General features: G+C 45.2%; 9 protein-coding genes and 1 pseudogene. 6 read left to right on the top strand and 4 right to left on the bottom strand.

What is annotated here, in order from left to right; all coding sequences use genetic code 11:
* The first annotated feature begins 79 nt into the window (after nt 1–79).
* From QUA78_RS12095 to QUA78_RS12085, 3 genes are all read left to right on the top strand, one after another.
* Nucleotides 80–442: a DUF2470 domain-containing protein gene (locus QUA78_RS12095; protein ID WP_333300857.1), complete on the top strand. Its 363-nt coding sequence runs from the start codon at nt 80–82 to the stop codon at nt 440–442.
* Between the two features lie 188 nt (nt 443–630).
* Complete coding sequence (locus tag QUA78_RS12090; protein WP_333300859.1) at nt 631–2,268, top strand: AAA family ATPase; 1,638 nt, start codon at nt 631–633, stop codon at nt 2,266–2,268.
* A 445-nt stretch (nt 2,269–2,713) separates the two neighbouring features.
* Nucleotides 2,714–3,343 carry a hypothetical protein gene (locus QUA78_RS12085; protein ID WP_333300861.1) on the top strand — a complete coding sequence of 210 codons (630 nt, stop codon included), beginning with the start codon at nt 2,714–2,716 and terminating at the stop codon, nt 3,341–3,343.
* Nucleotides 3,344–3,482: 139 nt separating this feature from the next.
* Here the strand turns inward: QUA78_RS12085 and QUA78_RS12080 are convergent.
* Nucleotides 3,483–4,558 (bottom strand): annotated as a pseudogene (locus tag QUA78_RS12080) (DUF3616 domain-containing protein).
* A gap of 515 nt (nt 4,559–5,073) precedes the next feature.
* Between QUA78_RS12080 and QUA78_RS12075 the strand changes: the two are divergent.
* Complete coding sequence (locus tag QUA78_RS12075; protein WP_333300864.1) at nt 5,074–6,177, top strand: site-2 protease family protein; 1,104 nt, start codon at nt 5,074–5,076, stop codon at nt 6,175–6,177.
* A gap of 279 nt (nt 6,178–6,456) precedes the next feature.
* Here the strand turns inward: QUA78_RS12075 and QUA78_RS12070 are convergent, their stop codons facing one another.
* The 3 genes from QUA78_RS12070 to QUA78_RS12060 all read right to left on the bottom strand — a co-directional run bounded on the left by QUA78_RS12070 (nt 6,457) and on the right by QUA78_RS12060 (nt 11,220).
* A complete protein-coding gene (locus QUA78_RS12070) occupies nt 6,457–10,092 on the bottom strand; it encodes a PAS domain S-box protein (RefSeq protein ID WP_333300866.1) in 3,636 nt (1,211 codons plus the stop codon).
* Nucleotides 10,093–10,469: 377 nt separating this feature from the next.
* Entirely contained in the window at nt 10,470–10,709 is a 240-nt protein-coding gene (locus tag QUA78_RS12065) for a hypothetical protein (protein WP_333300868.1), read from the bottom strand.
* A 121-nt stretch (nt 10,710–10,830) separates the two neighbouring features.
* Nucleotides 10,831–11,220, bottom strand: coding sequence for an AbrB family transcriptional regulator (locus QUA78_RS12060; RefSeq protein WP_333300869.1), 390 nt, complete (start codon nt 11,218–11,220; stop codon nt 10,831–10,833).
* 265 nt (nt 11,221–11,485) lie between these two features.
* Here QUA78_RS12060 and QUA78_RS12055 point away from each other — a divergent pair, with 265 nt between their 5' ends.
* Both QUA78_RS12055 and QUA78_RS12050 read left to right on the top strand, forming a co-directional pair.
* Nucleotides 11,486–11,929, top strand: coding sequence for an Rrf2 family transcriptional regulator (locus tag QUA78_RS12055; protein ID WP_006635345.1), 444 nt, complete (start codon nt 11,486–11,488; stop codon nt 11,927–11,929).
* Between the two features lie 37 nt (nt 11,930–11,966).
* Nucleotides 11,967–12,350, top strand: coding sequence for a GFA family protein (locus tag QUA78_RS12050; RefSeq protein WP_333300871.1), 384 nt, complete (start codon nt 11,967–11,969; stop codon nt 12,348–12,350).
* Nucleotides 12,351–12,474 lie beyond the last annotated feature (124 nt).

The following is a 12,474-nucleotide window of genomic DNA, read 5'->3' as shown; positions in this document are numbered from 1 at the left end:
TTACTAGGCATTGACTTTTCATAAATATGGTTATATTGTATAATACAATATGCGTTTTAAATGCACAACAGCTTAACTCTTGAGGCAATTCATCGCTATTGAAAACTTTGTACCGATCGCAGTACAATCGATCGATATTGCATCTGAGGAATCTCCCATGTCAGAACCGTTTTCCACTGAGATTAGCGATCGCATCTGCACTCACATGAACGAAGACCACGCTAGTGCTGTCGTGCTATATGCTCAAGCATTTGGCGACCAACCGCAGGCAACGGAAGCTCAAATGCTCGCTATTGATGCCAACGGCATGGATTTAACCGCTAAAGTCAACGACGAAACAGTGCCTGTCAGAGTAAATTTCGATCGCACTTTAAAAGACGCCGAAGATGCTCACCACACTCTCATTGAAATGGTGAAACAAGCTCGAAAAGTTGCTAAGTAGTCAATTGCGTACTAGGCTGTTATAATTTTAACGTTTGCAGTACGGAATTTAGTCCGCTTAAATAGTTGTTAAGGACTAACCTCCTTACTACAAACCTTTAATTGGGTTAAATCATTTTAAGGACTAAAATCCTGACTGCGAACAAAATATTTAATAAAGTTTAATTTCTCTCTACAAGATCCACTAAAATGACAGAAAATTACCCAAACCCCAAAGCATTAGATGTCGTCAATGGCAGTAAAAATAACCATTTCGAGGCACTCGTAAAACGACTAGATTTGATGATTCGCGCCCGCTATTCGCTGCTGTACATTGTCGGCGCGGAGGAGGAACCGGTCGAAGCCGTAATTGCCCAAGTAGCGCTGCAAGTAACTCCCGCGCGCCGGGTGTTGTTCTGGGATCTTGTGCGGGGCTGGGAGGATAACGGTTCTGGGAAAGGTTCGGTAATGGCGGCGCTCGATCGCGTCAGCAAAACTGCTGTTGAAGAATATACCATATTTGTACTGCGGGATTTGCACCCAATTTTGAAATATCCATACAGCGAAAAAAGCGCGGCGGTAGTGCGGGAATTGCGGAATTTAACGCGGGAATTGAAGCGCAGCAAAAAAACTATAGTTCTTACTTCTCACACGCTGGAATTACCGGAGGAATTGAAAGAAGAAGTCACAGTAATTGATTTTCCTTTGCCCAACGTGCAAGAAATCGACAGTTTAATTTCCCACGTTGTAGAAAAGCCGCAACAGTTGCAAGTTAGCGGTTTAGCAAGGGAACAGTTGGTTAAAGCTTGTCAGGGTTTGAGTCGCGCTAGAATCGGGCGGGTTTTGGCTAAAGCTTTGGCCGCCAAACAGCAAATTAACGAGTCAGATATTGACGGAGTTTTGGAGGAAAAACAGCAAGCAATTCGCCAAACGGGCATTTTGGAGTTTTTTAACTCCAGAGAATCCCTAAAAAGTGTGGGCGGCTTGGAGAATTTGAAACAGTGGGTAAAGATGCGGCAAGATGCTTTTACTGACGAAGCGCGTCGCTACGGTATACCGAACCCGAAAGGAGTTTTGTTAGTAGGAATTCAAGGAACGGGCAAATCTTTATCTGCGAAAACTATTGCTTGTGAATGGCGTTTGCCGCTGCTACGATTGGATACAGGGAGATTGTTTGGCGGCGTGGTCGGGGAAAGCGAAAGCCGCGTCAGGCAAATGATACAATTAGCAGAGGCGATCGCACCTTGCGTTTTGTGGATCGATGAAATAGATAAAGCCTTCGGCAACATTATCAGCGGCAGCGACGGCGATTCGGGAACTTCGCGCCGGGTATTCGGCAGTTTGATTACTTGGATGCAGGAAAAAACGAGCCCGGTGTTTATTGTGGCAACTGCAAATAACGTGCGGATTTTGCCGGCAGAGTTGCTGAGAAAAGGCAGGTTTGATGAAATTTTCTTTTTAAATTTGCCCTCAGAATCGGAACGGCAAGATATTTTTAAAGTGCATTTGCAGCGTTTGCGGCCGACTAGATTGCGCGAGTTTGATTTGGTAGTTTTGGCGAAACGCGCTGAGAATTTTAGCGGTGCAGAAATCGAGCAAGTGGTAATAGATGGATTGTACCGAGCCTTTGGCACGTTTGTAAACGGACAGCGCCGGGATTTGATGACGGAGGATATTTTGAGGTCGATCGAGGATACAGTACCTTTAGCTGCGATCGCGCGATCGCAAATTGAAGATTTGAAGCGGTGGGCGGCGGAAGCGGGCGCGAGAACAGCTTCTAACGATACTCACTTAATTGATGAATTGAAACGCTACAGCCAGCGGCGAAGGGATGCGATCGACAACTAACTTAATTTCGTATCTGTTTATAGTAAGGACTAAAGTCCTTGCTTTTTAGATATATAACCAACCGAACTATTAAGTTCGCACTGCATTGGTGAAAATGAGGTAGATTAGAATTTAGCATTTGGTGGGGGCGGGTTTACTAGATTATTGGCTTGAGGCAATTACTGTTGGCGAACCCGCCCCTAGGACGATCGCGGCTAATCGATCGCACATGATATGACTCATGGAAATCCTCTCTTCTGAGGACTGAAGTCCTCACAGACAAGACTTTTCGGGAAATAGCATATAATAAGGTGTAGGTGTATTTAAAGATATAGTGTTTTTCTCTGGGAGACAAAAGCTATTTCCTTGCTTAATAGTTTTCAGAGCAAATTGCTGTTAGCGAACATTTGAAAACACTATTAATGCCAGTTCTGCACAGTCTTCATTCTTAACTAAGTAGACTCATATGAAGCTTGTTTTGTTCTATTTTTCTTGCTTTTTGCTAATCCTAGCGGGGATTTTCAGTACAGGATTTTTTTTTTACTGGTTTTTTATTCATCCGATCTGGAGCATAATAGATGCTGTAGGTTCAGATCGACTTGCCTCAGAATCAAGACTTCTTTGGATGATAGTGATTGTGCTGGCTTGGACTGTAGGGTCTCTGCTTTATAGCTATGTAGGAACAAAATCTAATATTCTAAGAAAGTCTACTACTTTTAGTGCCATTGCATCATTAACAGTCCTAGCTGTTTTGATCGGCAGTGGAATTTTGGCGACCGTGACTTTTCCTAGCGATTGGACAATTTCTCCAGAAGTTAAAGTCGATTCTAGTAATAAACAAGACACGTCATCATCAAATACAAGTAATGCGAAAAGTGAATGCTTAAAATCTGCTAAGTGGATGTTTTCTCCTGATGCAGTCACTGTTTGTCAAAATCCAACGCCTTACACATCTGAATGTTTGCAAGCTGCTAGATGGATGTTTTCTCCTGATGCAGTCACTGTCTGTCAAAAAGCCAAGGCAGACACTGCTAAATGTGTTGAACAGTCTAGTTCAATGTTTTCACATGATGCTGTGAAGGCTTGTCAGCCATAAAATAATCAAAAAGTTCTCTAAAATCTGCGATCGCAAATTTTTGATGTTTTCCAAAAACATGAGGCGCGCCTGCAAACCAAACCTAATATCTGTTTGTAGTAAGGACTAAAGTCCTGAATTTGGCGGACTGAAGTCCTCACTACAAACCCAACCTAAAAATATCCGCATAAATAGAATTTTCCTCAACCATTCTCCCCGCATCCGGCGAATCGTAAACAACTAACAGCGAATTCTGCCCCCCAAATAGGGAAACAGGCTCAATCCCTCAGCATTGTCCGCACCCACCTTAAAAGGCAAATCAAACAATACCTCCAAATCTCCCCCATCTTGCCCAGTAATACTGTCGCCCGATCGCCCTAAAATCCCCTTTAACCGAAAAACCCTCATCTCTCCAGATAAAGTCATCGTCGGCCCGGCTAAAACAATCAAATCTTCCCCATTCCAGCACAATTCTCGCACGCCCAGACCGTTCAGATCGACAAAATGTTTGTTGTACAATTTCCCTCCTTCCCCAATCGCCTTAAGCCTTAAAACTCCCGGTTCTGCCTCTTCAACTTCTATCTCTAAAATTATCGCCCAACCCCCCAGCACCGGCCCCCGCAAACCGAGGAAAATGCGATCGCCCCGCACCGCCAACCCTTCAATATCAAAGCCATTTTCTTTACTCGGAAGTGGCACAGATAAATATAGACTTAGGTGCCTGTCATCTTTCAGCGCGTCTGTCAGCAAATTGCCCGTTTTTGTCCGCTGAAGGTATCCCGGTTTCAGTTGGTTTTTGGGATTTTCAGGATGGGAAATTGACTTGCACAAAGTCCCGTTTTTTACAGGAATTCGTGCCAGCAAATAGCGGTTGACCTCTGTCTCGATTTGTGCTAAATTTTCAATGTCTTTGTCGGGGTCTTTGCCTTTAGTTTTTTTGCGTTTTGTGCTGTGAGAACCGACCAGCCAAAGATAATCGCTGCTGAAATCCATTCCTTCGATATCGATTTCGGATTTTCCAGGTAGATTGATAAAATCTGCGATCGCAAATCTTTGATGTTCTCCAAAAATATGAGGCCCGACAGGCGACAAACGCTCGATCGAAGTCGTTTCATCGGAACCCAGCCACAAATGGCCGTCGGGAGTTAAAGCAACAGCGGATAAGTCTGTAATAATATCAGCGGCTTCGCTGTTGAATTGCAGCAGCAGCCGACCGAGCAAAAAAGATTCTGGCATAATTATTAGCAGCAAAAGTATTGTTATGGTCAGTAATTATAGCTAAATCTGCTTGAAACTCATAGGTTGCACCATTCTCAATCAGGCTTTTATGGGCGGGCTCTCGTGCCCACCCCACAAGAAATAAAATTCATCTGTTGTGGAACAGGCATCTTGCCTGTTTATGACGGGCAGGATGCCCAACTCCTACTCCCCACAAGAAAATTAAATTTTTTTGGAACAGGCATCTTGCCTGTTCATGACAGAGGTGCAAGATTTGAGTTAAAACCGACTGAAAACTAAAACAGAAAACTAAAACAGATATCCTCCTCAAGCCTCATAGCAAGAACTTCCGTTTTGAGATAAGGATTTTAACCCCTAGCGGGCAAAACCGCAGTCGGCGGTAATTATTCCGCAAACCGAACCTCCACAGACGGATAACACCCTAATTGAAGCATTAACATCGCCATTACGTTTCGTTACGATAAGGAGACAGAGAGAAAAACCTCTCCTTCGTAAAATCAGAGGTAGCCATTATGAACGGTACATTTCGCGTCGGCAACCTGTTTGGGATTCCCTTCTTTGTCAACGCATCTTGGTTTTTAGTTCTTGGTTTAGTAACCTGGCAGTACGGTGGCGCATTAGCTGCCCTGTTTCCCGCATTGGGCCCCGTAGCGCCCTGGATGTTGGGATTATTCACAGCGTTGCTGTTATTTGCTTCCGTCTTAGCCCACGAATTAGGACACAGTTGGGTAGCCATCAAACAGGGAATTGGCGTGAAATCGATTTCGCTATTTCTGTTTGGGGGACTGGCTAATTTAGAAAGAGAATCTAAAACGCCAGCCGAAGCATTTTGGGTAGCCATTGCAGGCCCGTTGGTCAGCTTATTTTTATCCGGTTTGTTAACAGTGATCGGCATCGGCGCCGGTCTCACAGGCCCCGCAGCCGCGATCGTCGGACTTTTAGCTTCCATCAACTTAGCTTTAGCCTTATTTAACTTAATTCCCGGTTTGCCCCTCGACGGCGGCAACATCCTCAAAGCGATCGTCTGGAAAATTACCGGCAACCCTTACAAAGGCGTAATTTTTGCTAGCCGCGTCGGTCAAATAATTGGTTGGATCGCGATCGGTACAGGCATATTTGGCAATATTTGGAATCTAGTCATCGGTTGGTTCTTATTGCAAAATGCCGGTCAATCTGCCCAATATGCCACAGTCCAAAATGAACTGGCAGGCTTGACAGCAGCAGATGCTTTGACCCCCGAAAGCCCGATCGTCCCAGAACACTTATCGCTCAGAGAATTTGCCAACAACTACGTTATCGGTAGCGCTCATACCTGGCGTCGGTTCCTAGTTACCGACGATGCGGGACAATTGGTAGGGGCGATCGACCTTGACGACCTCAAAACCATTACTACCGGACGCTGGCCCGAAGTTTTAGTCAAAGAACTCGTGAAGCCGATCGAATTTTCCACAACAGTCAAACCAGAATTATCCCTCCTCGAAGTCGTCACCCTTCTGGAACAGTTAAAAGTACAAGAACTCCCCGTCATTCGTGAAAACGGCGTCCTCGTCGGACTTGTAGAAAAAGCTGAAATTGCCCGCCTGCTGCAAAGACGAGCTCAAGCTAACCCTGCTTGATATCCTCAGATACTTGACAAATAACAGTTAGCCCCCTCGATTTCCCTTGACCAAAAGGGCGATCGGGGGGTTAACTATAGCTTCAAAAAAGTCAAGTCAAACACTAAATTATTAAGAGCAAATCAAGCATGATAATTATCATACTTTATTGAGGATCTGAGCGAGGATTTATGCCATCTCAGGACTATTGTCGCAGCAGCTAAAATAACTGTTCGAGAAGCATCTCTGCAGAGATGCTCGCTACAGCAACTTTATAGCTAAGGTGAGCTTCGGCGCACCCTACAGCTCAATTTCAGCAATTAAATCGAGTATTTTTTGATAATCAAAATTATATAGATGACTCATCATAACTTCGGCAACAACATCATTATCGCTGCGGATTTGCTCAATTATTGTAGCAATCAAGTCGAAGTCAGCCTGACGGACTGCCTGTTTTAGATTGTTTGTCCATTCTGGGGAAACTTTCGGCATCGAGTCAAGCGTAAATATTGCTGCACTCTCAGATATTTGTTCTGTTACCATACTTGAACTCTCCGCCGATAACTCATTGACTTCAAGATATTTATTGATGACTTCAACAGGGGCGGCTGCGGTAACAACTTGAATGTCAAACTTGAAGACTGTGCCGCGTCCTACTTCGCTCTCGACGGTAATGTCGCCGCCCATTAATTTTATGAACTCGCGGCTGATATTTAATCCTAATCCCGTACCTTTTTGAACTTTTTTTGCCGATGAACTTTGCACGAACAATTCAAATATACTCTCTAATTCTTCGGGGAAAATGCCAAATCCTGTATCTGCAATCTCAAAGTAAATAACAAGCGTTTTTTTATTTTTATGTTTGTTAAATATTTCGCCTGCTGGCTGATTTATTCCTTCTCGATCGTGCCTTACTGTGACTAAAACCGAACCATTTTCGGTAAACTTAACCGCATTATCTAATAGATTAATCAGCACTTGTCGCAACTTAATATCATCACCTTGCACGTATTGGGGAACATCGGATGAGCAGTCAATAATTAATTGCAATCCTTTATTTTGCGCCCGAATTTGGAACATATTTTGCAGGTCGCCCAGCAAGCGGTACAAGTCAAAATTTTTGGCGTTGAGTGTCATGCGCCCAGCTTCAATTTTAGATAAGTCTAAGACTTGATTGATCAGTTGGAGCAGGTGTTCTCCGCTGCGGCGAATAATTTTGATATTTTCTTTTTCCGGCACACTTAAATTAGCGCTGGGTTCCATTAATTCAGCGAAGCCGAGAATGGCGTTGAGGGGGGTTCGCAATTCGTGGCTCATGTTGGCGAGAAAGATGCTTTTAGTTTTGTTGGCAGCTTCTGCGGCTTCTTTGGCTTGTTTGAGTTCTTGTTCTGCTTGTTTGCGATCGCTCGTATCAATGATTATGCCGTGCCAGACAATATCTCCATTTTCGCGCAATTCTGGTCGAGAATAACCTTGCAGCCATTTGAGTTTTCCCGATGCTGTCACAATCCGCCACTCGTGGGAAAATGGTTCGAGATCGGTCGCACTTTTGACAATTGCCTCGAAGTGACTGGAGCGATCGTCCGGGTGCATTTGTTCGTAGAATAAAGCAGAGTTGTTCTGGATTTCCTCCGGCTCTAATTCTTGAATTTCTCGGCACAGAGGACTGATATACTCCATATTGGCTGAGCCGTCGGGATGCTGCACTAATATGTAAAGTTCTCCGGGAACAGTGTTCGCTAATTTGTGAAACAGAGCTTCGCTTTTTTGCAAGACTAATTGTGCTTGTTTGCGCTCGCCAATATCAATCCCAAATCCAAACAAGAAATCCAGGCTGCCACCTTCGTCGAGCACCGGTGTGCCGTGCCACTCGACTAACAAAGTCCGTGAAGCGCAGCTATCCCGTAGGGAATCGCACTTTGTGAGAATGGGATGTTCGTTAACCGTTTGCTGGCTCGCTGTTACGCGCTCAAAAATCGAATGTAATCCGGCTCGATCGCTTGGGGGTACAAATGTAGCTAAGTAATCTTTCCCCGTAACTTCTGCGGCAGTATAGCCCACAGCTTGCAGCATACAGTCATTCACCCGCAGGATTTTACCATCAGAGTCGATCGCCACAAAAAAAATAGGAGAATTTTCGATAATCTTTAAGTTAAAGTCCCGCTCTTGACGGATAATTTTTTCAGCTTGCTGGCGCTCCTCAATTTCGACTTGCAAGCGGGCATTGATCGAGGCTAGCTCGATCGTGCGATCGACTACTTCAATTTCGAGGGTACGGTTGTAGTCAGCCAATATTTGCTCTGCCTGTTTGCGAGCCGTAATATCTTTAAAAACAGTCAGAACATAAAGGATATTGCCCGCACCGTCAAACACAGGCAGCGCTCGCACTTCCAAACGAATATTTTTCCCGTCTCGGCGAATTTCCATATCTTCAGCAATCACCTCGAAGCCACTCAACGCCCCCACAAACGGCATTTGCTCGGCCGGGTACAGTTGATTAGTGCCTGCTATATAAATTTGATAAGCTTCTGCTAGCTCTGCTGCGGTAGCATCGGGCATTTCTCCCCTGCCCAATATTTGCTCTCCCGCCGAATTCATGAAAATAACTGCGCCGCCCGGATCTCTCGCCGAGACTCCAACAGGCAAATTTTCTACCAGTTGGGCAAATTTTTCTTCACTGGCGGCCAAAGCTTGAAAAGACTTTTTCAGTTGAGCTGCCATCTCGTTGAAAGACTGCGCTAATTCGCCGACTTCCTCAAGCCTACTGACAGCAACAGCGCGATCGAACTCTCTGGCGGCGATATCTTTAGCTGCTTCGTTAAGTCGCAGCAGCGGCAGCGTTACCCACCTAGCTGTCTGCACTCCGGCAATTGTCGATAGCAGCAGCGCCACCAAACAAAGTAAAATTGTAGTCTGGGTATTTCTGTTAATTTCCCCCAGGAAATCGGATTTGGGAACTGCGATCGCAATCAGCCAGTTCAAACCGTAACTATCAGAAAAGGGCAGCACTTCCAAAAAATATTCCTGCCCGTCTCGGCTAAATTTCAGTTGCTGCCGCTGCTTAATGTCGCCAAAGCCCTTGAAGTGTTCGTACAAATATTTAGCTGCGGTGCGAATGACAGGAATTTGACTGTCTAAAACATTCACCCGTTGCAGTTCCTGCTTTCCCGACATCTTTCTAAAGGGTGATTCTTGACTCGAACTGGCTACCAGCAAGCCCGATCGTTCGATCGCGAAAATTTGTCCCGTTTTGCTAAGCTTGATGCGGTGGAGATATTGCTGAAACTCCGAGAGCGAAAAGTTTACTGCACAAACTCCCAGCAATTTACCCTTTCGAGTGCGAATGGGCTCGCTGGCAGCAATAAAAACAGTGCCGGAAGTAAAACCCCGATAAATGCTCGTCCAAATCGGTTTGTTAGCTGCGACAGCTTCTTTGTACCAGGGGCGTCGGCGGGCATCGTAGGTTGCCGGTTGTGCCTTTAATTTAGCGGTGCGAGTGCCTATGCCGTCTGTAGCGTAGTAAATGTTCTGAGAGTTGGTAGCCTTCGACGCTGTGACAATTTGCAAGCTGTTGTCGCTCGGGTTGCGCCAAATGCCGAGATATTCTCCTGATTTTTCAGCACCGAGGGAAATCCACTGAATGCTTTTAAACGATCGCATTTGCTGCCAGAGGAACTTCTCTCCCCGAGGCTGGGGCCTTTCTAACTGTAAGTTTAATTCAGCGCGGTCGATCGCTTCAGCGTTAAGTTGATTTACCCACTGGGTATTTTCAAGAACAGCAGTTAGCTTTTCTTCAACTCTTTTCCCCGTCTCCGCGATCAATTTCTGGGCGAACTCTTCCACTACTATTTGTCCGTTGCGAAAGGACAGATAGCCGACAATCCCAACTGCTGCGACGATTTGCAACACAAAAGAGGCCACTAGAACGCGACGCAAGGGGATTTTTGTTTGGTTTTGAGAAGTTTTGCTAGCGAATCGGGGCAACGGCATAGGTTGGTGACTAATTGCTCCCTAACACTTTAACTTTTCCAGCTCGTAATTTCACTTACGGGCGATCCAGGCTGTTGGCTTCCCGTCAAAACAAGTCCCCCACACACAAAAATCAGGAGCAAGCACGAGACTTATACAATTTTAGATTTTAGATTTTAGATTAAATAATTGGGAAGAAATGATGAAGCTCGTGCTTTGGAGTTTGCCGACAGTTACATTATTTTTTTAACTGGTATTACGCACTCTTGGCTGAGAATACTTCCGCTATTTTCTTGCTTTGTTCGGTTTCGTAGCTCAACCGAACCAGCTTCTTGGCTGGAACCTCAACCATCGAAACTCAACATCCATCCGTTAAATGCGTTATAAAATCCGCTGCTGAACATCCATCCCTTAAATTCGTTACCTCCGCTACACAATCCGTTGGCGAACTTCTCTTCAACAGCTACGCGGAAAATCCCCCGCTTGTCCAAACGGATATAGCGAGGGGCGAGAATAGGTATTCCCGGAAAATATAAAGCAGTGGCAGTGGCTTTTGTCGAGCCATTGCCATCTATAGAAGCCATACTGTTTTAGGCTCACAGAAAGATTTCAGAGCCAACTCTCTGCTTGAAGTCAATGCTTGAAGTCAATGCTTGAAGTCAAACCAACCAGTTCAAGCAAGAAGTCAAAGCAAGTCGTAAAGGCCTAGGATACTTCTTCTTCTCGATCGATTTGGCGCAGGTGAATGTGCTTGCGTCCCAGAGAGATTTCAAATTCATCTCCCGGCTGGAGTTCCATTTGTTTGGTGTAGGCGGCTCCAATCAGTAAGTTGCCGTTAGATTGAACGCTAATCCGATAGCTGGCTGAGCGTCCGCCGCGTCCGTTGCCGTTTTGCTTCCCGTCTAGCTGAATGCCTTCTGCATCAATCAGCGCATTCAGGAATTTCATCATGTTGACCCGTTCTACGCCGTTCTTGGTAACGGTGTAGTAGCCACAGGCTCTAGCTTTTTCTTCCTTGGTAAGGTTCTCTAGGTCTTTGACCTTTTTGATCAGACCTTCGCCTTCAAGGGGTTCGATATTTTTCTTTTTAGCCATTTACTGAGTCCTGAAATATTCAACTGGTGTACGGATTTTTTCTCGGTTGGTTTTTGGTTTGACCAAGAAACTTTAGCTTTATAGCTGGTCGTAAAACCATATTACACCGATCGGCTCAATTGTTAACCACTATTATCTAAATATTTTTAACAACCTGTAGTCTTTCTTGAGGAGTAGCTGCAGTCGATGCGAGCAATCTCTAAACTCGGTAGCATAAGCTATCACCTATCAGCTAGCTAAATATTTGCCCCCCTCTTAAAATCCCATGAAGTTAACCACACGCGGACACTACAGTGTCAAAGCATTACTGGATCTAAGTTTGCAACCTCGCTTCGGCCCGACATCGGTGAAATCGATAGCGAAGCGACAGGAGTTACCGGCTCCGTATCTAGAAAAATTGCTGATTGAAATGCGACGAGCCGGTTTAGTCCAATCTGTTCGGGGTTCCCAAGGAGGATATCAATTGGCCCGCCAGCCCGCTCAAATCTCTTTAGGACAAATCTTAGAGGCTGTAGGTGAAACTATTGAACCTTTACCTCGACATTTTCCCGATGCGACGCAAGCAGAGGACTGGGTAACATTCAGTTTGTGGAACCGATTGCACAAAAAACTTGCCGAAGCGCTGTACAGTATTTCCCTCGAAGACTTATACTATGATGTCCGCAGTTGGCAAGCGGCTCTTGGGGAAGAAACTAGCTTTATCATTTAAATGGTAAGTTCATTTATTCGATCGGCAGCAAGCACACATGGACACAACACTTGTTACCTACTTTGGCGGCTGTCACTGCGGTGCTGTCCGCTTCCGTGTCGCCGTTGACAAACACGAAGCATCTGATTGCAACTGCTCTATCTGTAAAAAGAAGGGATTTTTGCACCTCATTGTGCCGCCGGAACGTTTTACCTTGCTCAGTGGCGAAGATGTGTTGACCACCTATACGTTTAATACAGGAACTGCTAAACATATTTTCTGTCGGATTTGCGGTATTCACTCGTTCTATCGCCCCCGATCGCATCCCGAGCAATTCGATGTCAACGTCCGCTGTCTTGACTCAGATGCCATCAAACACTTTCAGATCCTACCCTTTGACGGTGTTAATTGGGAGGAGAACGTACACTTGCTGGGCGACTAAAGTAATCTCAGCATTTATACCAACCACCCCTGATGACGATGAGGTTTTGAATTGCTCAAACCCTTGCCTTTATTGCTTCTTCCTTCTTCCTTCTACTAAAAAATCGCCCCTCAAAAAATCCAAG

Source organism: Microcoleus sp. K4-B3 (assembly GCF_036704615.1).
In the GTDB taxonomy this organism is placed as follows: Bacteria; Cyanobacteriota; Cyanobacteriia; order Cyanobacteriales; family Microcoleaceae; genus Microcoleus.
This window is presented reverse-complemented; position numbering and strand designations above follow the sequence as displayed.